Below are 24,692 nucleotides of genomic sequence, written 5' to 3'. Positions count from 1 at the left end.
TCCCCAAAGTCAAGATAAAAATCAGGGTTAACCTGAATTTGAGGAAGTGGTTAGACTGCCCCGCATGCAACGCGCCTATGGTCCGAGCGTCCGTCGACGCCGCCTGAACGTGCGGCTCCGGAAGTACAGGGAGCAGAGGGGGGAGACCACCGGGCAGGTGGCCCGTGCCCTGGGGTGGCAGCAGACCAAGGTGTCCAAGATCGAGACCGGGGAACGCAAGAAGGTCACGCCCGAAGAACTCGATGGCCTCCTCGACTACTACGGGGAACACAGCCCTGAGGTCCGAGAGGCGCTCCACGAGTGCGCCCGGCTCGGTAATCAGCGGGGGTGGTGGGCGCGGTACCGCGAGCTGCTGCCGAGCGGGCTTCCCGACTTCGAAGTCGAGGCGTCGGTGATCAAGACGTACGAGTGCCAGGTGGTGCCGGGGTTGCTGCAGACCCCGGACTACGCCGAGGCCGTCTTCCGGGCGAACCTCGTTCGGAGTGATCAGGAGATCGCCAAGCGTCTCGAAGGCCGCATGAAGCGACAGGAGGTCTTGAACAGAGTCGACCCTCCGGAGTACTGGGTCATCGTCGACGAGGCGGTGCTCCGCCGGACCGTCGGCTCCCGCCAGGTGATGGCCCAGCAGTTGAGGCACCTGACGCACATGGCCGCACGCCACAACGTCAACATCTCGGTACTACCGTTCGATGAGGGTGCCCATCCGGCGACCATGGGGAGCTTTGTCATCATGGAGTACATAGACCCGATGGACGCCGGTATCGGTTACGTCGAGACGCCGACCTCCAGTCTGTACGTCGAAGACCCCGCTGAGGTCTCTGAACTCAACAGCCTCTTCGCCGGAGCGCAGGGGGCCGCGCTGAGCCCGGGACGGTCACTGACGTTCATCGGCGACGTCATAGAGTCCTTGGAAGCGTGAAACGAGTGAACGAAAAGCAGACTTGGCGCAAGAGCAGCTTCAGCGGCGCCAACGAGAACTGCGTCGAGGTCTCCATGGCGGCCTGGCGCAAGAGCAGCTACAGCGGCGGCCGTGAGAACTGCGTTGAACTGGCCGATCTCCCTGGGGCCGCGGTAGTCCGCGACTCCAAGTCCCCCGGGGCCGCCGTCCTGGCCTTCGCTCCCGCAGAGTGGAGCGTCTTCCTCGCCGGACTCCGCGAGAGCTGACCGAGGACGGCCTTCCACACAGCGAAGGCCCCCGCCGAGGCGGGGGCCGAGTGGTCGGGTACGTTCAGCGGTCGCCCGGCCCGGACGAGGACAGGATCTGGACCATGATCAACCCGAGTGTGGCCAGGGCCCCGGCCATGCTCGCGCCCGCGATCGCCGGGTGCATCGGGATGTCCAGCAGGTGAGTGAACGTCCCCGTGGCCTGACCGATGTTCAGCGCTACCAAGACGACGAACGCGATCCATACGGCCTTGGATGCGGAAGCAGTGGTCTGAGAGGTGGTCATCGCTGCCTTTCCGTGTTGTGCTGCGGTCGTTGCCGTTGAGAGTGGCCGGCGGGTCAGCGCAGGTCGAAGATGGACTCCGCGAGCGCGTTCCGCGCATGCTCAGCGACCTGGAGGGCGCGCCGCTGTACCCGGATCTGCTCTTCGAAGCGCCTCATCAGAGCGCCGATGCGGCGCTGGACACCGGGTGGCGGGACCGGAATCCGCAGGTTGCCGAGCGCCTGCCCTGAGATGCCCCGGATCGCACTGCCCGTCGTGTGCCTGTCGATCCACGCCTGGACATCAGGGTGGGACAGGTAGCCGAGGAGGAACTCGGGGTCGATGTCGATGTTGGCCTTCGTGCGAATCCGGATGAGGTTGGTGCTGATCAGCCAGTCCTCCTGGTCGAACTCGACGAGGGCGACGCGGCCGATGGTTCCGATCCGCACCATCAGCAGATCGCCGGGCTGGGTCCGGTACCTGCGCAATGAGGCGGGCAGGTCATCAGGCAGGCCCTCGGTCGCCCCGGGGGCGATGCGCAGTCCACGGACGGCCTTCGGGAGGACGAGGCGAACGGGAGAGTCGGCGTTGGCTGTCCCGGATTCGGACCTGTACTGCTTGAGAGTGCTTCCCGAGGGTCCCGATTGGACCTCGCACAGCTCGTTGAGGGGGGCGTTCTCCCACGGTCCCGCGACGTCACCGATGTCGAGTGGCTCCGCTCTCTGGAAGAGCGCGGCCTCGGCCGCCAAGTCTGCGGGAACGGCGTCCGAAGCGGCGCGCTCGACGGTGTGGGCCAGTTCGACGGGGTCGGGGCGGCCGGACTCGGGACGGTTCCTCCGCTCAGGAACGACGTAGGTCGCCGGGACGAGCGAGAAGTTCTCCGCCCGGATCTGCTCCGAAGTCGCCACGACACTCACGTTGGAAGAGAGGGCGGAGGCGGCCTGTCTGCTTTCGGCGGCCGACCTCCGAATGCAGAAGTGGCGGATCACTTCCTCTACGTCCGTGGGGGTGAGCTCCCGGCGCGTCCGGTCGACCATCCGGCCAAACGCCCCCGCGTCGATGAACACGACCCCGCCGGGGTGCGGCCGGCCGTACGCCGAACGCAGGACCCACAGGCACACCGGGATGTTTGTGCCGAAGAAGAGCCGGTCCGGGAGCGCGATGACGGCCTCGACGACACCGGAGTCGATCAGCCTCTCTCGGGTGGCGCGGTTCTGTGGATGGGACGAGGACGCGGCGGCGTTCGGCATGACGACGACCGCCCTGCCCTCCGGCTTGAGACGCGTAGCCGCGTACTGCACCCATGCCATGTTGTCGTCGCCGACGGGGGGTGGCCCGAAGGGGAACACCCCGGGATCCTGGCGCTGTGGCCCGGCAGTCGTCCTGTTGTTGAACGGCGGGTTGGTCAGTACGGCATCGAACCTGCTCTGCTCCCCTGATGTCCACGGGGCATCGAGTCCCTGCCCGAGGCGTCCTCTCATCGCGCGAAAGGCCATGGTGAGGCGGGCGAGCTGTACCAGCGCCCCTTGGGGGTGCCGAGCGGTGACCACTGGCCCCTCACCGCCGCGCCAGGAGACGGCGTCTTCAGTCACGGCGGAGAGGAACTCCCCGGTCCGGCAATAGGGGTCGTAGACGGTGGCGGGCACGCCGGTCGCCAGGATGAGGGCGGCTGCGAGGGTGGTGATGCTCTTTGGGGTGACCTGCTCGCCGCTCCTCTGCCCCGTGCGTTTCGCGAAGCCGACGAGAAGAAGGTCGAAGACGTCACTGACGGAGTCGACGGTGAGACGGTCGACGATGCCGATGAGCTCGCTCAGGAGGCGGCCGTCGAGCTCGCGTCCGCCGAGGATCGATTGCGGAGCCTGATGACCGTTCGTGATCAGGGCCAGTGCGGCCTGGTCGATCGCCTGTATCGTCTCCGGGCCGGGTGGAGGGAAGGCGCTCCGGGACCGGCCACGGATCGCCGACCACGCTCTCGGCTGATGGCGGGAGGCCAGGAGGCACCCCACGACCAAGACGTAGTCCGGCAACGGGAGCTGGTCCGCGGCGCGGCGGCCGTAGTGGTCGAGGAGCCGATCGACCACAGCTTCCACATCGTCCCCATCGGGGGCCTCGGCATCGGAGGCGGAGGTCGGCGGAGTCCCTTCGACATCCTGTTGGCGGATGCCGAACCTGTGCAGGTTGCTCCGTGCGCGGTCGGCATAGGTGCTGCGGCCATCCTCGTCTCCACGGCGGCGGTTCGCCGGGATGGTGCGGGTCGTCAGCCAGTCGAGCACGTCCGGCAGACGGAAGCGGGCGGTTCCGGAGCGGTGCACCGGCTCGGGGAAGTCCGAATGGCGGTTTCTCCAGTTCGCCACGGCGGAGGGGGCGACCTCCGAGAGCTGGGCGATCTGGCTCTTGGTCAGGAAGATCTCCGCATCAGCGGGGGGCATCGTGGATCCTCTCCGTCTCGTGCGGCAAGGGGCACGGCCGACGCGGGTCGATCGCGGCCGGTCTGCTGCCATCGCCGTTGCGCGATGAGCCTCACCGTAGAGGCACGAGTGTCTACCGGCCAAGTGCGCACTTCACTGCGACAAAATGTCCATCCCTGCGTTCGGGTGCGATTGCGGCGTTGGTCTCAGGTACCTCGAGGGGGGCGCAGCGCTCTCTGTTTGTGTTTGTCGAGGTCAGCGCCAATAGGGTTCGTGTTGGCGGCGTGGGGTGAGACGCAGAGACGGGAAGTGGAGAGGGTAGTACTTCACAGTTTCGTGAAGTCCGTGCGAGGAGTCGGAGAGGGGAGCCGATCGCGTCGCCGAGAGCGGATTCGTGGTGGAGGGGGATGGGCGAGCCCTCGTACCCCGGGGTCAGGACTCCGGGGAGATCAGGGCGGCGACGTCGCGGCAGAACTTGTCGAACGACGGGGAATGGGCGCGTGCTTCGGCCAGGTTCATGGCGGCGGCCAGGCCGGGCTGGTGGATCTTGGGCTTGTAGGGGCGTCCGTCGGTCCGGTGCTCGCTGATCCAGCCCTTGCAGTCCCGTGGTTCTTCCGGGGCGGCCGGTGGCTCCAGGTCGTCGGGGAGGCCCTGGCGCCCGCGTAGGGACGAAGCGGAAGCGAGAAACCATGCTTCGAACTCGCGCTTGGCGAGCACCACCGCGCAGGGGATGCCCGAGAGTGCGGATTCGCCCCGGGCGGTCAACTCCGGGCCGAGGGAGGCGGGGCAGTCGTCGTCCGCGTCGAACAGGGCCAGCACACCGGAGACTCCGGCGGTCCGACGGGCGGCCTGATCTACGGCGGCCTCGATTCCGCCCGGCTTCACCAGGGAGTCCCGGCCGATCCTGTGGGGAGAAGGGAAATCCACCCAGGCTCCGGGAGCGAGCTCGGCGGCGAGACGCCACAGGAGGACGGGCACGGCCTCAACCCCGCCATGGCCCTCGACGATCGTCGCGATGCGACGGGGACCGGTGGAGGGGCTCACCGCGAGTCCTCCTGGGGCGACGGGGACGGCCGGAGCTGACCTTGGCGGTGCATGTCACCGAGCTGGGAGGGGTTCTCCTCGAGATACCGGCGGGTGTGCTCGTCGACGCCTCCGACCCGGGTGGCTCCGTCCACCATCTCGACCAGGAGCAGGTTCTCGGGGCGGACGAATGCGTCGTCCAGCAGCTCCGAACTCTGGGTGGTCACCAGGATCTGGGTGTTGAGCGAGGCGTCATGGAGCGCCTCGTACATCGCGCCGACCCTCGCGGGGTGGATGGCGAGCTCGGGCTCTTCGATGGCGAGGAGGGGAATCGAAGCGTCCAGCGCGGCAGGCTGGAACAGGGCGGCAAGAACCGCGGCGGCGCGGACCGTTCCCTCGGAGAGCTGCTTGCGCTCGAATCGGGCGACGTGCGGGTCGCCGGCGGCGGTGGCGCCCGCGTTCACCGCGTCCCAGTAGGCGACCGGGTATGGGCCGTCCCAGAAGCGCGCCTGGATGGTGGAGAAATCGCCCTGCCGGCGTTCGTCCATCCCGAGAGACGCGGGGATGAGCGCGCGAAGGTAGGAGTCCAGCCGTTCCTTTTCGGCAGGGTGGTGCTCGTCGAGGAGTCCGAGGAGCCGTCCGAGGTGTTCGCCGCGTTCCCCGAGCCGCCGGTTCCATGACGAGGACTCGTCGACAGCGCGTAGGACGTCGGTGTCCGGGTCATAGAAGTGCGGTGAGGTCAGAGCGCTGAGAAGCAGCGGGAACGGCTCCAGGCGGCCGATGATCGGAAGGAAGAGCTCGTGGGCCGCGATGGCGATTCCGGGGGGCCCACCGCGGACGGTCAGGTGCTCCCCATCGGGTTCCACCCTTTCAGTCCGCAATGAGGATGCCTCCTCGCCGAGATCGAGGCGACAGGACTCATGAAGTACGGCGAAAGACGCCTCGTCCGAGGAGGGCCGTCCGATTTCGAGAGTGTATTGAGCGCTGCCCGACGGGACTCCGGGGAGTGAGAGGTCGAGCGAGATGGTGAAGGAGTCGGGGCGTGTTTCTCCGACTTTCAGCGAAGGCGCTCCCCGCCAAAGGATGGAATCCAGCCCTCCACGCTCGGAGATGGCGCGCCCCGGGCCGAGGAGAAGAGCATCCCGAACGAAGCGGAGCGCATCGAGGAGGTTCGTTTTACCTGCGGCGTTGTACCCGGCGAGGACGGTGAGGCTGCCGAGCGAGACGTCGCAGTGCGCGATCGACTTGTAGTTGTCGATGCGGAGGCGCGAGACGAACCCTGTGGCGGAGGGTGTCGGGCCCGAGGTCATGTCACCTCCGCGTGTTTGGCGGTGTCCAATGTGGTCCTTTCACCGTGGCGGTGGAGCCAATGGTCCTACAGCGGGGCGCGGTCCTGCGGACCATCAGGCCGTGTCCGCTGGACCTGGGTCGGTCGGTACCAGCGAACCGCCGGTCGTTCAACGCGTCCTCATAGCGGTGAAGGACGTCGTCGTAGCGTCCGAGCGTCAGCGGCGAGCTGGACGCCCTCCTCTTTCGTAGCCGTGCCCGGCGAGCACGTCCAGCGTGTCGACAGCCCGCCGGAGGCGGGGGGTTCCCGATTCCTCGGTCCCGCCCCCGCCCTGGGGGAATGCCCTGCTGGCCTCGTCGAGCTCGGCGTGCGCGGTCACCTGGCCGGGGCCGGGCGGAGGCGTTGGACGTGTCCGCGGAATCGGGCCACGACACGAGGCTAATGCGAAGGGCGGCGGTTCCACGCCGGGATCGGCGGAGGGGACTCAGCCTGATCGACAGGGTGATCGAATCCCTAGAAGAGTGGGCCGAGTGATTGAGCAGCGCGGGTGGCGCAAGAGCAGCTACAGCGGTGGGCGGGAGAACTGCGTAGAGGTGGTCAGCCTTCCTGAGGCGATGGCGGCCCGTGACTCCAAGTCTCCCGAGGCCGCTGTCCTGGCCTTCCCGCCCTCTGAGTGGAGCGCCTTCCTGGCAGGAGTCCGCGAGGGCTGACGGTCGCCGGTCATTCGACGGCCGTCCCCGGTGGGCTTCGGTGAGTGTCGGAGGTGGTAGAGAAGGCTGCGTGAGCATCTCATCCATGCAGGACCTCCTCGCCGACTTCGCCGAGCGGCGGGACTGGGGGCGCTTCCATACGCCCAAGAACCTCGCCATGGCCCTCGCCGGGGAGGCCGGTGAGCTCGCGGCCGAGTTCCAATGGCTCGAACAGGACGAGGCCCGCCGCGTCATGGACGACCCGGACAAGGCGCACGCCGTCCGGATGGAGATGGCCGACGTCCTGAGCTACCTCCTGCGCATGGCCACGGTCCTCGACGTCGACCTGGAGGCGGCCCTCAAGGAGAAGACCGCCATCAACGAGAAGCGGTTCCCTCCTCGTGTCGGCCCTTCCGCCCCGGAATGATCGGAGTGAGGTGTCTGGGCCCTTCCCGATGCGGCGCCCCCTTCAGGGGCCGGTCGGGAGCTCCCCGTCGGGCGATCGCGTTGACGCGGTGACCGATGCGCGGCGGCGGGGCAATTCCAGAGGGGCCTCTGCGGACGGGTCGGCCGCGACCCCCAGGTCCAGGCGCATCAGGGAGCGGAGGACGTCCAGGTCGCCCCACAGGGCCTCCAGCTCGCGCTGGGCGCGGTCGACGGACTCCTCCTCGTGCCCGCGGCCGTCGTTCAACCGGCGGACCATCCCGTACAGCCAGTTCAGCCGGGAATTGACCCCGTGGGCGGCCGTCAGTACCCGGTCGGGCGCCGTGAGCTGCAGCTCCGCGTAGTCGTTCGCGAACGCGGTCCGCGTCTCGTCGAGCGCCGCCCACGGGTCGTCCGGGCGCTCCTGGCCGCGCAGGGCGTGCGTGCAGTGGCGGACCTGGGCATGGAAGCGCCGGGCGGCCGCGTTGAAGGCGATGTAACACGCGCGGCGCGTGGCCAGGGCCTCGTCGGCCTGCACGCGCGCGTGCTCGGCCGCGCGGGCGCGCTCCTCCCGGTCGATCTCCGCCTGGCGCGCCCGGGACGCGAGCAGCTGGGTGAACACGGCCGACCCGAGCGTGCCCGCGATCCCCAGGACGGCGACGATGATGGCGATGGAGGACTCGGTCACGGGGATGGCGGGCTCCGTTTCCGTGGTGGGGGGTAGATGAAGGGGGCGGGCCGGTCAGCGCCCGACCCACTCGGGGAGCGGCTCGACGCGGGCGCGCCATTCGGTGGGGATCCCCTCGGCGCCCGTGCGCGCCGCCGCGACGCCTCCGGCGATGGCCGAGGTCGTGTCCCGGTCGCCCCCGGCCTCCGCACAGGTGCGCACCGTCGCGGCGAAGTCGTCCAGCCGGGTCGCCGCCGCCCACAGCGCGAACGGCACCGTGTCCGGCGCGCTCACCCTGGACCCCGTGCCGAGCGTCCGGGCCGCGGTGTCCGACGGTGCCTGCATCAGGTTCCTGGCCTGGATCAGCCCCTCGCGCACCTGGCCCCCCGGCGTCTGCTCGATCGAGGCCTCCAACATCTGCTCCCCGGTGGCGTCCGGGATGCCGGCCGCCGCCGACGCCGCGACCGCCACGGCGACCGCCCCGGCGACGCCCTCCTCGTGGGTGTGCGTCACCCGGGCCGACAGCGCCGCCTCGTCCCGGGCGCGCGCGAGGTCCCCGGCGAAGTAGGCCCCCAGCGGCGCGACCCGCATCGCCGCCCCGTTGCCCCAGGAGCCCCCGCCGCCGAACTGCGCCTCGGCCAGCTCCTTCCAGTGCTCGCCCTGCCGGACCCGCTCCAGCAGTTCGAGCGTGGCCGCCCCGTACTTGCGCCCGGAGTCGAAGTGCTCGGCGAACGACCGCGCCAGGGCGTCGGAGTCCACGCGCCCCGAACGCAGCAGCACGTCCGCGACGGAGCACGCCATAAGGGTGTCGTCGGTCCACCGCCAGGGCGCCGGAGGCAGCTCCCGCCCGGCGTTCCGCGCGACGGCGGGGGAGAAGTGCCAGTCCCCGAAACCGTCGCCCACCGAGAGCCCGAGGAGGGACGCCCGCAGGCGCCCGCGCGAGGTCCTTCCGCCGGGTGCGGCGACGTCCGGCGGGGACGGGAGGACGGTCCCGTACGCCTGCTGGCGGGAGCCGCGCTTCCTGCTCTGGCTGTACCCGCTCATGTACGTCGCCTTGGCGGCGCGCGCCGCGTCGTCCGTGCGCGCGCTCCGGGCCAGCAGGTCCAGCTCGGCGACCTGGTCGGCCACCTGCCGGGCCATGTCCTCGGGGGCGTCCCCGATGCGGGTGTTCAGCTCCTGCCGCGCGTTCTCCAGTTCGGCGGCGGCCGCGCCCCTGTCGCCGCGCCGCAGGGCCTCGCTCGCGCGCCGCTTGGCCTCCTGCGCCTTCTGGTAGGCCTTCTCGGTGCTGACGGCGGGGTCGGCGATCCGCTGCGCCGCCTCGCCGCCGGGCACGACGTTCACCGGGACCGGCATCGTCACCGTGTAGGTGTCCAGCTCGGCCGGGTCGACGTAGGTCACCTCCAGGGTGGCCACGGTCGCGGGGCCCAGATCGGAGATGCCCGCCACGTCCAGCCGCAGCATCAGGCGGCGGCGCTCGCCCGAGTAGAAGTCGCCCAGCTCCACGACGATGTCCCCGTCGGGCAGCCGGTCCGCCGGGAGCCCGCCCAGCAGGTCGACCGACCGCACGTGGGCGCCGACGCGCACCCGCAGCGACGCCGCCTGCGCCGTCTTGGCCAGCAGGTGCTCGACCTCGCCCTGCAGCAGCCCGACGGCGGTGTCCGGGTCCTCGGCGAACAGGGCGTCGCCCGCCCCGCCGTCGGACACCGCGCCCAGCAGCGCCTCGTCGTAGCCCAGCCCGTACCCGACGGTGGTGGTGGCGACCCCGGCCCCGTAGGCCGTCCGCGCGATCTCGGCCAGCCGGGCCGGGTCGGTCACGCCCTGGTTGGCGTGCCCGTCGGAGATGAGCAGCAGCGTCGCCCCCTGGTCGCCCGAGGCGCGCCGGGCCTCCTGGACGCCGCGCATCAGCCCGCTGGACAGGTCGGTGGAGCCGCCGGCGCGCAGCGCGCGGATGCGCTCCTTGACGGCGTCCTTGTCGGTGAGCGGGCCGGCCGGGACCAGCGCCTGCGCCTGGTCGGAGAAGACCACCACCCCGAACCGGTCCGCCGGGTCGAGCCGGTCCACCAGGGAGGTCAGGGCCCGCACCGCCCCGGCGAGCCGGCCGCCGGAGTGCATCGACCCGCTGCGGTCCAGCACCACCTGCAGCGTCGACGGCGGGCGCTCCTCGTCCCCGCTCCGCTCCGGGGCGGTGATGTCGAGCAGGACCGCGACCTCGTCGCCGGTGTCCAGCGGGACGGCGTCGAACTCGAGGAGGGCGGAGACGTGCACGGCTCGTCCTTCCAGAAGGGGGGACCGGAATGGGGGACGTCACCGACCATGGTGCCCCAGCCCGACGACCTTTCCCGCACGCCCCCGTGGCACGAACCGGCCACCGGGCCGGTCAGCGGGCCGGCCACCGGGGCCGGTGCGGGGCACGCCGCCGGAGGGGGACGCGACGAAAGGTGCCGGAGCCGCCTTCTGACCGGAAAAGGAGGAACCGACCGGGAAGAACGGCACTGGAATCGCTTCGGATACGCGGTGCTACGATACGGCTCCGCGAATCGGCGAGGAGGGTCCATGCACAGCTCTCAAGCGGAACTCGTGTGGCAGGGGAGGATTCATCTCGGCGATGAACCGGGCGTTTACGGGGACGCGGCCTACTCCGGTCTCGCAATGGAGCTTCCGCTCACGCTGGCCAAGACCGACCCGAACGGCCCCGACACCACCACGCTGCGCCTGAGGACCCAGGACGTGGCCACCTTCGGCGGATATCCGGGGCACGCGATCACCGTGATCCTCTATGAGGAGGACCAGCCCAACCATTTCACCGAGACCATTCTTTCGAGCGCTCTGCTGACGAGTGCCGACAACAATAAGGTCGATATCCCGGTCGACCTCTCCGGTGCCGCGCTCCCGGCACGGGTGAGCGTCCGCGTGCGCGTCGACACCGAGGTCCCTCCGGGCCTGTACGACGATTTCGTCGTCGTCCGCCTGGAGAACAAGTCGCCGCAATTCACCTTCGTCGCCTCGCTGGGGTTCACCGCCTGAGCGGCGGTGGGAAGGGGGCGGCCGTGGGCCGGGCCCTGCCCGTCCTGGTGCACACCCACGCCAGCTCCTGGCACGACGGGGGAGCGGCCCTGCTGGAGCCCGGCGGGGGGATCACCGCGCTGGCCTCCGAGCGCGTCGGCGACCGGCGCAAGCACTGCTGGGACTCCCGCGTGGCCTACCGGCACTTGCGCTCACTCCCGGCCTACCGGGGCCTCTTCGGGGGGCCGGGCGACCGTTCGGTGGACAACTCCGGCGGACTGGTCCGCGAGGGGCACCACCTCTACCACGCCGCGAGCGGCTTCTACGGCTCCGGCTTCCCGGATGCGGCGGTCCTCGTGGTGGACGGCCAGGGCGACTGCGGCGGCCTGCTCACCGGGACCTCCCTGTGGAGGGCGGGCCCAGACGGCCTGGAGGCGGTGGAGCGGCTCTCCACCACCGGCGGGGAGTTCGTCGCCGACTCGCTCGGCCACTTCTACACGGCCGTCGGCGCGCTGGCGGGGGCGGGCCGGCTGCACGAGGAGGGCACCATCATGGCGCTGGCCGCCCACGGGCGGCCGTCCCGCTTCACGGCGCTGGTGCGCGAGTGGGCCGGGACCGCCCCGGACGGCACCTACCGGGTGGACCCGCGCTTCACCCGGGCGGTGCTCGCCAACACGATGGGGCGGTGGTACTTCGGCTGGGCCCCGCCCGCCCCGCGCGAGCAGGCGGTGTGGGACGCCTTCGCCGCGGCGCGCGAGCGGCCCGCGGGGGTCGGGCGGTTCGGCAGGGACGAGATGCGCATCGCGCACGCCGGACAGGCGGTGCTGGAGGAGATCCTGCTCGGCCTGGTGCGCCGGGCGCACCGGCTGGTCGGAGGCGACCGGCTCTGCCTGGCCGGCGGGGTCGCGCTCAACTGCGTGGCCAACGCCCGGATCGTCCGGGAGGGCCCGTTCCCGGAGGTGTTCGTGGGCCCCGCGCCGGGCGACGACGGCCAAGCCCTGGGCAAGCTCATGCTGGAGGTGCACCGGCGGCGCCTGCCGGTCGACACCGCCCTGCGCACCGCCTACCTGGGGCCGCGCTACGGGCCGGAGGCGGTCGGGGAGGCGCTGGTCCGCTTCGCCGACCGCGTGCGGCACACCCGGCTCTCCGAGGCCGCCCTGGTCGAGGAGGCGGCCGAGCGGCTGGCGGAGGGCCAGGTGCTCGGGTGGTGGCAGGGCCGGTCGGAGCTGGGCCCCCGGGCGCTGGGGCACCGCAGCATCCTGGCCGACCCCCGCCGCCCGGGGATGCGCGACCGCATCAACGGGTCGGTGAAGCGGCGCGAATGGTTCCGCCCGCCGGCGCCGATGGTGCTCCAGGAGCGGGCCGCGGACTTCTTCGACCTGGACCGGCCCACCCCGTTCATGGAGCTGGCGGTCCCGGTGCTGCCCGAGCGGCGCGCCCTGATCCCGGCGGTCACCCACGTCGACGGCAGCGCCCGGGTCCAGACCGTCCGCCGCGACCAGGACGAGCGCTGCCACCTGCTGCTCCGGCGCTTCGCCGCGCACACCGGGGTGCCGGTGCTGCTCAACACCTCCTTCAACCGCAGGCACGAGCCGCTCGTCGAGACGCCGGACGATGCCTGCCGGGCCTTCCTCGCGATGGACCTGGACGCCCTGGTCCTGGCCGACCGCCTGGTGGTCAGGCGCGGCCGGACGGGATAGGCGGGGCGCCGATGAGGGAGCGGCGCGCCCGGGACCAGGCGCGCAGCCGGTCGGGCCGCAGGGTGTGCAGGACCAGGGCGTCGGCGCCGGCCGGGGCCGAGACGTCCGTGCCGTCGGGGAGGAAGACCGCGCTGCGGCCCAGGTAGACGGTGCCGTCGGGGTCGGTCCCGTGCCGGTTGCAGAAGACGCTGACCACCTGGTTCTCCACGGCGCGCGCCCGGTGGAGGATGCGCAGCAGGTCCACGGAGACCGCCGACGGGCTCAGGACGGCCGCGGCCCCCTCGGCCGCGGCCGCCCGCGTCGGCCCCGGGTCGGCGATGTCCATGCAGATCTGCACCGTGCAGGGCAGGCCGGCGACGTCGACGACCCGGTGCCCGGCGGTCCCGGGGGTGAGGGCGGCCCACTCGGTCCCGAACAGCCGCACCTTGTCGTGGACGGCGCGCGGCCCGTCCGGGCCGATGGCGACCGCCCGGTTGACCCGACCCCGGGAGCACCGCACGGGCAGGCTGCCGACCAGGCGCAGGCGCCGGTCGGCGGCGGCCGCGGTGAGCGGGCGGAGCAGGTCGGCCAGCCCGCCCTCGGGCAAGTGCTCCCCGGGGCTCCGGTAGGCGCCGAGGAAGAACTCGGGCAGGACGATGACGGCGTCCCGGACCCCCTCCAGGCCGGCCAGGATCGCGGCGATGTTCTCCCGGGCGGCGCGCGCCCCGGGGGCGAACTGGAAGAACCCGATCCGGACGGCGGAGCCGGGGTTCTCCGGGGTGCCGTCGGGGGGGCCGGTGCCGTCGGCGATGTCCCAGCCGGTGCCGGGGTGGGACTGGGGAGCGGGCGTCACGGGTTCTCGGGGCCTCAGGGATCGCGGTGCCGGATGCGGCACGGGACCGCGGCCGTAGAACCCGTCCGCGTCCGTGGGGACACGGGCGGGGCGACGGCGCGGTGGAACGGATGCCGGTCACGGTCGGAACGGGCGGTGCGGCCGCCTGCCGATCGGCGGCTCCCCGGCCGGTTCCGGCCGTACCTTCGGCAATGCTAGGCGGCCCCCGCCCCAGGGGCCACCCCGACACCGCGTCGACCTCGGGGAGAACGGCCCCTGGGGCCGTCCCGGTGGGGGCGTCAGCCCCCGCGATCGACCAGCGATCGACCGGAGGGTGCGGAGCGCTCGCCGGAATCCCCGCGCGCGGGGGAACCGATCCGGCAGACTGGGGCCGGTGCGGACAGATGGTGACGTCGATACCCGTGAGGTGCCCGCCGACCCGCTCCTCGCTTTCGCCCGCCGGCTCGTGGGCGCACAGGAGGATGGCCGCGGTGGCGGGACCGAGCTGCACGGCCGGGTGCACCACGCCCGGCTCCGCGTGCTCGGCGTGCCCGCGCTGCTGCTCTTCCGGCCCGATCCGGCCGAGGTGCGCAGGCGTGCCGAGACGGGGCAGCCCCCGATCCTGCGCATGGGCGCGCTGGAGGCCCTGATGGGCCTGCCCCTCGGGGAGCCCGTCCCCGAGAGGACCCTGACCGAACGGGAGCGGTGCCTCCTGCGCGCGGCCCCCCATGCCGCCCTGCGCAGGGACGGCCCTGACGTCGTGCGCCTGGCCGCGGTCCCCTTGCGGGTGGAGATGGTCGTGGTCGAGGCGCCCACGTGGCGCACCGCCCTGCGCCGTGTCGGTCGCTTCCCGCCGACCAGCGCGCGCGTCGCGGTGGCCGGTCGGCCGCCCAAGGACGGCACCGTGGCCGCCTGTGAGGCCGACTTCTACGGCATCGGCCTGGGGGCGCGGTGCGATGACGGCGCCGCTGGGGACGGCGGTGGGGACGGCGGCGCGCGCAGCGTGCGCCCTCTCGTGGCCCCCTCGCCCGGACTCCGCCGCCACACCGCGGTGACGTGGAGGTTCGCGGAACTCGTCCTGGCAGGGGCAGAGGAGGCGGGGGTCCTGGCGTCAGCGGCGCCGGGGGCGGGCCCCGCCCCGCGCCCAGACCCGTAGCGCCGGAGGTGCCTTGAGGGGGTTGTCCGGGCGCCGAGCGACCGCGTTCGCCGCCGAGAGCGTGGGCAGGGCGCGCGCGCAGCATCCGCTCCAGCGCCTTCGGGCCTCGGTCTCGTCCGGGGCCGCCATGACGTAGCCCCAGATCATCGACCAGGCGGCGTGGTTGTGCCGGTGCGCGGCTGCCCTGTCGGCGGAGTCGGTGAACCCGGTGAGCGGGCGCAGGCCGTCGGCGGTGTCGTTCTCGGCGCCCCACTCCCGGCACGGGCCGCAGTGGCAGCGGGGGACCTCGGCGGCGCCCTCGAAGGCGGTGGCGAGCGTTACGCCGTAGTGGTAGCTCAGCGCGCGCGGGAAGAGGACGGCCGGGTCGCGTCTGGGGCGCGGGGCGCCCCCGCCTCCCGGTACCGGCCCGTGGCGCGCGGACGCGGAGTCCCCGACGGCGGCGAACCCGGCACCGTGCACCATCGCGTCCAGTGCCGCCATGTCGGAGCGGAGCAGGCCGATCCCGGGGACGGAGGAGACGATCTCCCTGAGGCTGCGCGCCGCCCCCATGGTCGCGAGCGGGTCGCGCGGCGCGCACAGGATGAGTGCCTTGGGCACCGGGATCTGAAGGAGCAGCGCGATCAGGTCGTCGTGCCGCGAACCCCGCAGCCAGCCCATGTCGAGGGGCAGGGTGAGCAGGACGTCGCCGCCTCGGAGGTCCGCGGCGCGTTCGGCGACCGCCTCCAGCGACGCGCGGTCCCCGGCCCTCAGGTAGGCCGTGGGGGTGAGGGCCATGGTGGCCTTCCGCTCACGCTGGCGTTGCAGTTCCTCTTCGAGCTCGTCCTCGACCAGGAGGGACGCCTGCCCGGTGATGAAGGGGCGCTCAGGGGTGGCGACGTGCTTCTCGTAGGCGGACGGGTCGATGAGGACGGGGCCGGTGAACTCCCGTCCGCGCAGGGCCTCGGCCGCGTTGTCGGCGGCCTTCTGCCCGCAGAAGACGAGTCCTCCGTCGACCGGGGAGACGTCGGCGAGCGGAGCGGGCCCAGGCGTCTTGACCTGGAGCAGGACATGCCCGTCCAGCGCGGGCGGCACGGTTGCGGAGGCGGGGGCGCCGGAGGGCAGCAGGGACATCTCGGCCTCCTCGCGAGCGCGAGGGTGGGGGCGTCACACGGGGTCGGTCGCCGAGTGTGCGGAGCGGTCGGTGTCGTGATGCCCGCAGCGCGCGCGGCAGGCGGCAGCTTGGCGCGATGTGGTCACGCGCCGCGACCAAGGTGTCCCCGAGGGGTAAGGTCGCCCCGGCGTCGGCCGATGTGCCCGACCGGGCCGCAAAGGTGGGCGCCCTCCCCAAGCCCGCCTGCGCCTACCGTGCCAGGCCCCACCCCCCAGGAGGACGACATGCCTGAGGACGGAGCTGACGAGCCCTTCGGCGGCGAGGACCGAGAGCCCGAGGAGCAGGAGCCCGAGGACGGGAAGACCCGCGGCGGCGTGAGCAACGACTTCTCTGGGGCGGCGAACACGGTGTTCCAGATCGGCAACGTGAACGGGGGGTTCACGATCAATGGCGGACTCGGGAGCGGGCCGGACGGCGACGGCGGTCGGCCGAGTACCGTACCGGCGGCGCCCTTGGTCTTCGTCAATAGGAACGACGTGTTCGACGGCATCGCCCGAACCCTGCACGAGTCGACCGGGACGGGCGTGTTCGTCTTCGAGGGGCCCCTGGGAGTCGGAAAGTCCTCGTTGCTCCGGAAGGCCGCCGAGCGCCTCCAGGAACGTTTCCCGGGCGGTGTCCTCCACTACGACTACACACCCGTGGAGGGGAGGAGGCGGCCCGACCCCGACCAGGCCGTCACCGACTTCCTGCGCTCCCTGGGCGTCAAGGACGCCTTTCTGCCGGAGACCTTCCGGGGGCGGGTGGACGAGTTCCTGACCCGCACGGCGCGGTCGCCGGTCCTCGTGGTCGTCGACGGGGCACAAGAGCCTGCGCAGGTCCGCCCCCTGATCCCCGGTGGCAGGGGCGCCCTGCTGGCCGCAGGGGACGGGCCATCGCTCGCGGAGCTGGTGTTCGACCCGCAAGGAGCCGTACACCATGTTCTCGAGCCGCTCGGCGAGGAGGAGGCGCGGGAGCTCTTGCAGCGGAAGTGCCCCCGGCTCGACCCCGGCGACCCGGGGATCCCCCGACTGATCGAGGCGTGTGACGGCCTGCCGCTGGCCCTGGTCATGGTCGCGGCACGGATCCGGGCACAGGACGACACCGCGGCGCTGCTGGCCGACTTGGGGAGTGAGAAGCGCAGACTGGCGGCGATCGGCTACAGGGGGCACACCTTGTCCGCGACCTTCGGCACCACCTACAAGAGGCTGTCCGGACCGGCCGCCGCGCTCTACCGGGCGCTGGGGGAGTGGCCGGGCGAGCACTTCGACCGGTACGTCGCCGAGGCGCTCGTGCCCGACGGCGGCGCCGATTCCCTGCTCGCGGAATTGGCCGACGCCGGGGTCCTGGAACCCGCCTCGGAGGGCGTGTACCGCTTCCGGCACCCGCTCCTCGTCGCCGACGCGCGGAAGCGGGGAGCGGAGACCGACGCCGCCGACGTGCGCCGCGCCGCTCTGGGACGGATGGCGGCCGGCTTCCTCGGGAGGCTGGCCTTCGCGGACGTGGCCGTGATGGGAACGCGCACCCGGGTCACCGACGTCGGGGCGCTGACCGAGGGGATGAACGACCCGTTCCAGGACGGCGGCCGGACGAGGACACGCGCCCTGGAATGGTTGGAAGGGGAGCGGCGGACGCTCACCGGACTCGTGATGCGGTCCTCCGACCTGGGGCTGGACGACGTGTCCTGGCAGGTGGCGGAGATGGCCACAGCGCTCTACATGAACGTCCGATTCGTCCAGGACTGGGTGGAGACCGGCCTGGCGGGCGCCGCAGCGGCCGGGCGAGCCGGTCGTTCCGACGCGGAGATGCGACTGCGGACCGCCGTCTCCCGCCCCCTCGCCGACCTCGGACGCCGAGACGAGGCACTGCGCCAGCTGGACCGCGTCTTCGAGATCGCCCGCGAGGTCGGCGACGTGATGCTGGAAGCCTCCGCTTACGAGTTCTACGGCCGCTTGCTGCAGCAGACCGACATCGACGCCGCGATCACCGCTTTCAACCGGTCGGAGGATCTGTGCGCCTCGCTCGGCGACGACGCCAACGCGCGTCGGGGGGCGGCGCTGGCCGCGTTCTACCGCGGTCGTGCGCGGCTGGATGCGGGGCGGATGGAGACGGCCCGCAAGGATCTGGAGGACGCGCATTCCCGGCTCCTCGGGCTGGTGAATCCCGACGTGCGTATGGCGGCCCGCGCGGAGGCGGCGCTGGGGCGGCTGCACCTGAAGGCGGAACGGCACGCCGAGGCGCTCCGAACGCTCGCCAAGGCCGCCGACGCATTGGAGGAATGCCAGAGCGAGTATCACGAGGCCGAGGTCAGGGAGGATCTCGCCGCGGCCTCGACGGCGCTGAACCTGGACGCGGAAACCGAACGCCACCTGCGGCGAGCCCTGGAGATCTACCGGAAGGGAGGCTCTCCGCGAGCCCGGGACCTGGAGCAGAGGCTTTCTGATGACACGTGACCCTGGGGCGGCGGGGCACGAGCGCTAGGGCAGGGCCTGCCGCCGCCGATCGACGCGTGCCGACCACTCCTGGGCCTCGCAGGCCACACGGACCGGGCCGTTCGGTATGCAGTCCTCCGCGGCGCCGCCCTTGGACGCGCTCCGAACGACCGCATAGGCGAGCGCCGCGGTGATCTCCAGAGGGATCGGGCGGTCGCCGCGGACGGACACGGTGCCGCCGTCCCGGAGGAAGGCCACGACGCCGGACCCGCCCGTCGGCTCGGCGTCGGCCACGGCCATCAGCGCGCCGGGATAGCGCTTGAGCGCGTCCGTCGCCCACCCTTCGGGAGACATGACATCTGCTGTCTGGGAGCGGGCGGCTCCGCCGGGGCCGCCGGGGACGTCGGCGTCTCCGGTGCCGCGCGTACCGTCCGCGCGAAGGATGACCGACGCCGAGCGCGCGAGCGCCTCGTCGGGCTCGGTCTCGGAGACGGCGAGGTGGCGCGTCCATCCGTCCGGGGGCTCCGCCGGGTCGCGCACCGCCGCAGGGAAGCGCTCCACCGAGACACGCCCGCCCTGTTCGGGCCGCGCAGCGTCGACGCCTTCGATATGCGTCATCACCTCGAACGCCGTGACCTCCCGCGCCTCGGGCTCCGGTTCGGCCGGCCCCCGCAGCGCGCCGCGCCGGGTATCGGGAACGCTCAGCCCGATCTCCCGGTACAGGAGCGCGCGGAGCCGGTCCGCCGCCGCCCCCCGGTAGGCGAAGGCCTGCTCCACGGCATCGGAATGGAGCCCGGGAGTGTGACCGTCGATGACGGCCTCCACCTGCGGCCGCAGCGCGCTGGACAGGTCGAGCCTCGCCGCGCCCTGGGCCAGCGTGCCGATCGCCGTCTCCGGCACGGACTCCTCGCCGAAGGCGCCGAGCGCTACGGGCACGTCGGCTGCCGCCGCGTAGAGCGTGACGGACCCGTGGTCCCCGATCACGCAGTCGGCGGCGCTGAGGGCCGCCTCCCATCCCTGCTCGGGCGGGAGGAGGAGCAACCCGGCGTCGAGCGCGGGGGCGAGCGCCTGCCGCACGCCCCAGGTGCCGTGTGCGGTCCAGATGTTGGGGTGCAGGACGGCGGCGACCCGGTAGCGGTCCAGGGGGAGTTCGGCGAGCAGGCGCCGGGGGAGGTCCGGCTCGCTGCCAAGGAGGCCCTGGTCGCCCCAGGTCGAGGTGAGGACGACGAGCCGGTCGCCTGCGCCGGTGCCCAGCCGCGCGCGGTAGAGGGGGCGCCGGCGCGTTCCCGCCCGCACACGGTCGTGCACGTGGTCGCCGACGGCCTCGGCCGAGTCGGCGAGAACGGCGCTCTCCTTGCGGAGCTGCTCGCGCTGGGAGGGGTGGGAGAGCACGGTGACGATGTCCGGGCGGTGGGCGAACTCCTCGCGGACGACACCGGAGAGGCGCCGCTCCCCGCTCTCGGAGTCCGGCACGTACTTCTGGAAGCCGATCCCGTGCGGGAGGACGACCACCGGGGCCCCGAGACGGGTGAGGTCGACGTTCTCGCTGGCCGTCAGGATGAGCGAGGCGGGCACGCCGTGGGCCCGTTCCCAGGGGACGTACGCGGCGCCCGATTCGGCCAGCAGCCGCTCGGTGCGGGAGCTGAAGGCGGATCCTTCGTCGCAGGTGAAGACGGTCAGTACCCGGGGGTCGCCGCGCAGCAGGGTGAGGGCGTCGAGCAGGCGGACCGTGGAGGTCAGGGTCCGCGCGACGGCGAGGAGGACGGGGCCCTTCCAGGTGGTCCACCGCTCGATCTCGTCAACGGACCGGTCCCACAGAAGCGGACGGCCGTCGGCCTGGGGCGCTGGGGCGCTGGGGCGCTGGGGCGCTGGGGCGCTGGGGCGCTGGGGCGCTGCCCTCATCCCCGATGATAATCGGGCGCTCCGCTCCTGTCCGGGGAACGGGGCGCATCGGGAAGAGGGAGTCCATCGGGGCAAGTGTAGCGATGGCCCCTTCGGGCGCTGGGTCCCCCATTCGTTATCGTTCCGGCCCCCCGAAAGAGGGCCCAGATCACAGGGAAACCGCTATATTCGTCGTTCTCCCACATCCCCCGATTCTCAGGAGTCTCCTGATGAACCATGCTCTGCGTACGCGCGTCGGCGGCTTCGCGGCCGGGGCGCTGCTCTTCGCCGGAGCGGCCCTGGCCCTGACCGGAACCGCGTCCGCGGCCCCGGCTGACCCGGCGGACCTCCCCGAGGAGGCGGAGAAGACCGCGGGCCCGCCCGGGGACAACGGCACGGTCAAGGTCCACGACCCGCAGACGCCGCCCGAGGACATGCGCAACGAGCCGCACGTGTGCACCTTCACGCTGGTCGGCTCCAACTTCGACGGCGAGCAGCAGGTGTGGTGGAAGATCCGCACCTGGCCCCCGGGGGACGGCTCCAAGGAGCGTCCCGTCGTCCTGGAGGGCGACCTCGCCCTGGACGGCGAGGGCCACGGCGAGACCGAGGAGTACGAGCTCCCCGACGGCCACTACAAGCTGTTCTGGAACTTCGACGGCGAGAACGGCCGGGCCAAGCAGAAGGTGTTCTGGGTCGACTGCGGGGACGAGGAGCCCGGGCAGCCGGGCGAGGAGGCCCCAGAGGAGCCGGAGACCCCCGGTGAGGAGGGCGAGACGCCCGGTGAGCCCGCGCCGGAGGAGTCCCCCGGCGCCGAGGAGCCCGGTGACGGGGCTCCCGGGGAGGAGGACGGCGAGCGGCAGAACCCGCCCGCCGAGGAAGGCGACGCCCCGAGCCCGTCCCCCGAGGAGGAGGGCCCGGCTCCCTCCGCCGGCGGTGACGACGGTTCGTCCGGCGGTCTGCCGGTGACCGGCGCGGCGCTGGGCGGCATCGTCGCCGCCGGTGCCGTGGCCGTGGGCGGCGGTGCGGCGGCGATGGTCCTGGCGCGCAAGCGCAAGGCCGCCGCGCCCGGGGAAGGCGCCCAGGGGTAACCGGCCCGAATCCGTCGGCCGGGGGGCGGTGCGGACCCGAGCGGGGTCCGCACCGCCCCTCCTTCGTGCGCCGGGTGCTCCTTCACGGGGGTGTTCCGTCAAGGGTTCGTCATGCGGCGTGTCCGAGCACGGTGACGGAGGGGCGTCCCCCGGACCCTTGACTTGTTGTGCACATTTGATCACAAGGAGTCACAGTGGATATCTCCCTGACGACGGAGCCGCACCCGAAGCCCGCCCGTACCGCCCTCGGCGCCCTGCTCGCGGCGGGGGCCATCATCGCCGCACTGGGGACGGCGGTGCACCCTGCCGCGGCGGACACCCCCGGCGATCCGCCAGGGGACAACGGCACGGTGAAGGTGGTCGACCCGGAGGACCCGTCCACGGGCAACGCCAACGAGCCGCATGTGTGCACCTTCAAGCTCGTCGGGTCCGGGTTCGACAGGGCCCAGGAAGTGAGCTGGGAGATCGACGAGTGGGCACCGGGCGGGCAGAAGGGGACGCAGGTCCTCTCCGGCGGGCTGACGATCGGGGACGACGGCAACGGTGAGACCCAGGTGTACGAGCTCCCGGACGGCCACTACAAGCTGTTCTGGAACTTCGAGGGCGAGCACGGCAACGCCAAGCAGAAGGTCTTCTGGGTCGACTGCGAGAACGGCGATGACGGCAACGGAGACAATGGAGACAACGGGGACAACGGCAACGGCAATGGCAACGGGGACAACGGCGGAAACGGCAACGGTGATGGCGACGGCGACGGCCCACGCGACGGAGCCGCAGGCGGGAACGGCAGCCTCCCGGTGACGGGTACGGGTGTGGACCTGACGGCCGCGGGGATCGCCCTGGTGTGCGCCGGGGCCGCGATCATGGTCCTGACGCTCCGCCGCACCGCGAACGGCGGGCCCGGCCGCAGAGGCTGACCGCACGCACGGGCAGGGCCTCGGGGCAGCGGCCCATCCGCCGCCCCGAGGCCCTTTCGCGTCGCCGCACCCCCGTCCGCGTTCCGGTCGTGCTCACCGGAACGACTCGGGGAACCCCTCTCCGCAGGTGGTGCACTCGGCGCGGCGGCGGATCCAGTAGGCGCCGGTCGCCACCGCGAGGGCCGCGCCCCAGACCAGCATCGACCCGAACGCCGCCTCGTGCACGGCGTCCACGCCGCCCGGCGCGCTCGCGGTGTAGAACCGCCCCGTCAGCCACGCGGCCAGGACCACCTTGCCCAGCGAGACCAGCGCCAGTGCCACCAGGGTCGCGGGCACCACCGCCAGCGACACCGGCACGCGCCGCCCCGCCAGGCCGACCATCCACCGGGGGAAGCGCACGCCCCACCGCTGCACCAGACCGAGCATCAGGACCGCGCCGCCCATCGCGCCCGAGGCCAGCCCCATGCCGATGATCAGCGTGCCGGTGTCGGGGGCGAACCCCTCCTCGCCCCCCAGGCCGGGGTAGTACCCGAACAGCCACGGGATGCGGATCGACGGGTAGACCAGCGACGACGCCACGGCCACCGCCACCGCGATCCTTCCGGTGCGCAGCGCCGCCGCCCGGACGCGCTCCTCGTGCTCCCGGGTGCGGCCCTCGGCCCGTCCGCACGAAGTGCAGGCGTCGCGCTGCAGCCGCAGCCCGACCAGGCCGCTGACGCCCCACAACACCGCGCCCAGGGCGCAGTACACCAGGAACAGGTTCTCCGCCGACGTCACGTACTCCACGTACGACGAGGGGAGCCCGGGGATCGCCCACCCCGCGACGATGACGACCGGCGTGTACCCCAGCAGGGTCAGCAGTGCGCCCTGCATCGGCACCAGCACGATCATCCCCGCGATGAGCAGCGCCGTCACGGACGCCGCCCGCCCCGCCACCCCGGCCGGGGCCCGGACCAGCACCGCCCCGCAGGCGGTGCCGAGCGCCCCCAGCGCAAGCATGAAGGCCGACCCCACCACCGGGTCGAACGCGTTGAGCACCGCCCCGATGTTCACCGCGCCCGCCCGGGAGAACGGGTGCGGGAGCACCTCCGCCGCCCATGCCAGGGCCAGGAGCGCCACCCCTGCCGACCATGCCAGCGCCGCCGGGAACGCCCACCTCCCCGCGCCCCTCTTCCTCGTCTGCGCCTCCACCGCCATGGCCGTCTCCCCGTCCCGTGGTCCACCGGCCGGCGCACCGTGCCCCGACCACCTCCGACACTCCCGGGAGAACACGCACGGGGCCTCCCGCAGCGCGGTGAACCGCGTCCCCCTGGCGAGGGAAGCGCCCGTCCCCCGCCGCGTGCAACGATCACGGTGTGGGGATACTCCGCGCCGCCGCCGCGCCGCTCGCCTCCGCCCGCACCTACACCCGCTGGGTGTACCTGGTGCTCGGCGGCGCGCTGTTCATGCCCTTCTTCGTCGCGGTCCTGGTCCTGATGAGCCTGGTGACGCCGTGGGGGCCGACGCCCGCGGACCAGGGCGGCCTCGGCCCCGAGGGGTTCATCGGGACGGCCGTGGCCGCGGTCCTCGGCGGGCTGACGGGCTTCGTCCCCGGGGTGCACGCGGTGCAGGCGCAGATCGCGCGCAGCCTGCTGGGCGGGCCGCTGGCCGACGAGCCCCGGCTCGCGGGCGCCGACTGGCGCACCCGGGCCCGCGGCTCCTGCTGGCTGGCGCTGCTGTTCGCGGCCGGGCTGGCCGTGTCCATCGCGACCATGGTGGTGCTCACCGACGCGGCGTCGCTCGCGCTGATCCCCCTCCTGGGCGAGGCGCCGGACCTCGGCCAGCGCATCATCCTGGTGGACTGGAACCCGTCGGGTGCCGAGCGGTGGGCGGCCCCCTTCGCGGGCGCGGGGCTGCTGGTGCTGTTCATCTACGCGGTGGCGCTGATCGGCGCGGGCGCCGCCCGCCTGGCGCGCCCCCTCCTCGGCGCCTCGGCGGCCGACCGGCTCGCCGCGGTGCGGGCGCGCGCCGCCGACCTCGGCGAGCGCAACCGCCTGGCCGCCGAACTGCACGACTCGATCGGCCACGCCCTGTCCGTGGTCGCGCTGCAGGCCGGTGCGGCCTCCCGGGTGATCGACCGCGACCCCGGCTTCGCCCGCGACGCCCTGGAGGCCATCGCCGAGCAGGCGCGCACCGCCACGGCCGAGCTGGACCACGTCCTCGGCCTGCTGCGCGAGAACCCGGGCGACCGGGCGCCGCAACGCGCCCTGGCCGACGTCCCGCACCTGGTGGAGGCGGCCCGCGCGGCGGGGACCGAGGCCGAGTACACCGCCGGCGGCCCGGTGGGGGAGGTGCCGCCGGTGGTCGCGCGCGAGCTCTACCGGATATGCCAGGAGGGGGTCACCAACGCGCTGCGCCACGGGACGGGCGGCCCGGTCCGGGTGCGCGTGGACGCCTCCGACGACGCGGTGCGCGTGGAGGTCGCCAACCCCTGCACCGCGCGCCGGCCGCGCCGCCGCGGAGGCGGCAGGGGGCTGGAGGGCGCCCGGGAGCGGGTCCGCCTGCTGGGCGGCGAGCTGCGGGCGGGCGCCGAGGACGGGGTGTGGCGGCTGGTCGCGGACATCCCGTGGAAGAGTGGCCGGTGACGGCCGGGGCAGGGCCGGGCGGCGGAGGAC

21 protein-coding genes are annotated in these 24,692 nt (G+C 72.8%); 11 read left to right on the top strand and 10 right to left on the bottom strand.

The window, feature by feature from the left end; translation table 11 throughout:
- Positions 1-64: 64 nt before the first annotated feature.
- Positions 65-919: a helix-turn-helix domain-containing protein gene (locus O4J56_RS13795; RefSeq protein WP_270686163.1), complete on the top strand. Its 855-nt coding sequence runs from the start codon at positions 65-67 to the stop codon at positions 917-919.
- A 5-nt stretch (positions 920-924) separates the two neighbouring features.
- Complete coding sequence (locus O4J56_RS13790) at positions 925-1,164, top strand: DUF397 domain-containing protein (protein ID WP_270686162.1); 240 nt, start codon at positions 925-927, stop codon at positions 1,162-1,164.
- 64 nt (positions 1,165-1,228) lie between these two features.
- Here the strand turns inward: O4J56_RS13790 and O4J56_RS13785 are convergent, their stop codons facing one another.
- The 4 genes from O4J56_RS13785 to O4J56_RS13770 all read right to left on the bottom strand — a co-directional run bounded on the left by O4J56_RS13785 (position 1,229) and on the right by O4J56_RS13770 (position 6,167).
- Positions 1,229-1,450, bottom strand: a complete 222-nt coding sequence (locus O4J56_RS13785) for a hypothetical protein (RefSeq protein WP_270686161.1) — start codon at positions 1,448-1,450, stop codon at positions 1,229-1,231.
- 53 nt (positions 1,451-1,503) lie between these two features.
- Positions 1,504-3,855 carry an N-6 DNA methylase gene (locus O4J56_RS13780; RefSeq protein WP_270686160.1) on the bottom strand — a complete coding sequence of 784 codons (2,352 nt, stop codon included), beginning with the start codon at positions 3,853-3,855 and terminating at the stop codon, positions 1,504-1,506.
- Positions 3,856-4,266: 411 nt separating this feature from the next.
- A complete protein-coding gene (locus O4J56_RS13775) occupies positions 4,267-4,878 on the bottom strand; it encodes a DUF4276 family protein (RefSeq protein ID WP_270686159.1) in 612 nt (203 codons plus the stop codon).
- Positions 4,875-6,167 (bottom strand): AAA family ATPase, encoded by a 1,293-nt coding sequence (locus O4J56_RS13770; protein ID WP_270686158.1) that lies wholly within the window; start codon positions 6,165-6,167, stop codon positions 4,875-4,877. Before O4J56_RS13770 ends, O4J56_RS13775 begins: the two co-directional genes overlap by 4 nt.
- Positions 6,168-6,675: 508 nt before the next feature.
- Here O4J56_RS13770 and O4J56_RS13765 point away from each other — a divergent pair.
- Entirely contained in the window at positions 6,676-6,855 is a 180-nt protein-coding gene (locus O4J56_RS13765; RefSeq protein ID WP_270686157.1) for a DUF397 domain-containing protein, read from the top strand.
- A gap of 85 nt (positions 6,856-6,940) precedes the next feature.
- Positions 6,941-7,261 carry a nucleotide pyrophosphohydrolase gene (locus tag O4J56_RS13760; RefSeq protein ID WP_270686181.1) on the top strand — a complete coding sequence of 107 codons (321 nt, stop codon included), beginning with the start codon at positions 6,941-6,943 and terminating at the stop codon, positions 7,259-7,261.
- A gap of 42 nt (positions 7,262-7,303) precedes the next feature.
- Here O4J56_RS13760 and O4J56_RS13755 read toward each other — a convergent pair whose 3' ends face one another.
- On the bottom strand, positions 7,304-7,945 hold the full coding sequence (locus O4J56_RS13755; RefSeq protein ID WP_270686156.1) for a hypothetical protein: 642 nt from the start codon (positions 7,943-7,945) through the stop codon (positions 7,304-7,306).
- A gap of 54 nt (positions 7,946-7,999) precedes the next feature.
- Complete coding sequence (locus O4J56_RS13750; RefSeq protein WP_270686155.1) at positions 8,000-10,189, bottom strand: ADP-ribosylglycohydrolase family protein; 2,190 nt, start codon at positions 10,187-10,189, stop codon at positions 8,000-8,002.
- Positions 10,190-10,477: 288 nt separating this feature from the next.
- On the opposite strand from O4J56_RS13750, the gene O4J56_RS13745 reads away from it, so the two are divergent.
- Complete coding sequence (locus O4J56_RS13745; RefSeq protein WP_270686154.1) at positions 10,478-10,948, top strand: hypothetical protein; 471 nt, start codon at positions 10,478-10,480, stop codon at positions 10,946-10,948.
- Positions 10,949-10,971: 23 nt separating this feature from the next.
- The gene (locus tag O4J56_RS13740) at positions 10,972-12,627 is read left to right on the top strand and encodes a carbamoyltransferase family protein (protein ID WP_270686153.1); all 1,656 of its coding nucleotides are present in this window, start codon (positions 10,972-10,974) and stop codon (positions 12,625-12,627) included.
- Here O4J56_RS13740 and O4J56_RS13735 read toward each other — a convergent pair.
- Positions 12,605-13,459 (bottom strand): carbon-nitrogen hydrolase family protein, encoded by an 855-nt coding sequence (locus O4J56_RS13735; RefSeq protein WP_270686152.1) that lies wholly within the window; start codon positions 13,457-13,459, stop codon positions 12,605-12,607. The two genes, O4J56_RS13740 and O4J56_RS13735, sit on opposite strands and share 23 nt — an antisense overlap.
- A 373-nt stretch (positions 13,460-13,832) precedes the next feature.
- Between O4J56_RS13735 and O4J56_RS13730 the strand changes: the two genes are divergently transcribed.
- Positions 13,833-14,594, top strand: a complete 762-nt coding sequence (locus tag O4J56_RS13730; protein WP_270686151.1) for a hypothetical protein — start codon at positions 13,833-13,835, stop codon at positions 14,592-14,594.
- Here the strand turns inward: O4J56_RS13730 and O4J56_RS13725 are convergent.
- Positions 14,550-15,704, bottom strand: a complete 1,155-nt coding sequence (locus O4J56_RS13725; RefSeq protein WP_270686150.1) for a hypothetical protein — start codon at positions 15,702-15,704, stop codon at positions 14,550-14,552. The genes O4J56_RS13730 and O4J56_RS13725 overlap by 45 nt on opposite strands.
- Positions 15,705-15,968: 264 nt before the next feature.
- On the opposite strand from O4J56_RS13725, the gene O4J56_RS13720 reads away from it, so the two are divergent.
- Positions 15,969-18,173 (top strand): AAA family ATPase, encoded by a 2,205-nt coding sequence (locus tag O4J56_RS13720; protein WP_270686149.1) that lies wholly within the window; start codon positions 15,969-15,971, stop codon positions 18,171-18,173.
- A 24-nt stretch (positions 18,174-18,197) separates the two neighbouring features.
- Here O4J56_RS13720 and O4J56_RS13715 read toward each other — a convergent pair whose 3' ends face one another.
- Positions 18,198-20,054 (bottom strand): hypothetical protein, encoded by a 1,857-nt coding sequence (locus O4J56_RS13715; RefSeq protein WP_270686148.1) that lies wholly within the window; start codon positions 20,052-20,054, stop codon positions 18,198-18,200.
- 209 nt (positions 20,055-20,263) lie between these two features.
- Here O4J56_RS13715 and O4J56_RS13710 point away from each other — a divergent pair, with 209 nt between their 5' ends.
- The gene (locus O4J56_RS13710; RefSeq protein ID WP_270686147.1) at positions 20,264-21,121 is read left to right on the top strand and encodes a hypothetical protein; all 858 of its coding nucleotides are present in this window, start codon (positions 20,264-20,266) and stop codon (positions 21,119-21,121) included.
- A gap of 194 nt (positions 21,122-21,315) precedes the next feature.
- Complete coding sequence (locus O4J56_RS13705) at positions 21,316-22,038, top strand: hypothetical protein (protein WP_270686146.1); 723 nt, start codon at positions 21,316-21,318, stop codon at positions 22,036-22,038.
- 93 nt (positions 22,039-22,131) lie between these two features.
- Here the strand turns inward: O4J56_RS13705 and O4J56_RS13700 are convergent, their stop codons facing one another.
- Entirely contained in the window at positions 22,132-23,235 is a 1,104-nt protein-coding gene (locus O4J56_RS13700; RefSeq protein WP_270686145.1) for a hypothetical protein, read from the bottom strand.
- A 158-nt stretch (positions 23,236-23,393) separates the two neighbouring features.
- Here O4J56_RS13700 and O4J56_RS13695 point away from each other — a divergent pair, with 158 nt between their 5' ends.
- The gene (locus O4J56_RS13695) at positions 23,394-24,662 is read left to right on the top strand and encodes a sensor histidine kinase (protein ID WP_270686144.1); all 1,269 of its coding nucleotides are present in this window, start codon (positions 23,394-23,396) and stop codon (positions 24,660-24,662) included.
- Positions 24,663-24,692 lie beyond the last annotated feature (30 nt).

It is taken from the genome of Nocardiopsis endophytica (assembly GCF_027706725.1).
GTDB lineage: Bacteria > Actinomycetota > Actinomycetes > Streptosporangiales > Streptosporangiaceae > Nocardiopsis_A > Nocardiopsis_A endophytica.
Note: the sequence above shows the minus strand (reverse complement) of the source record. Positions and strands in the feature narration are given on the sequence as shown.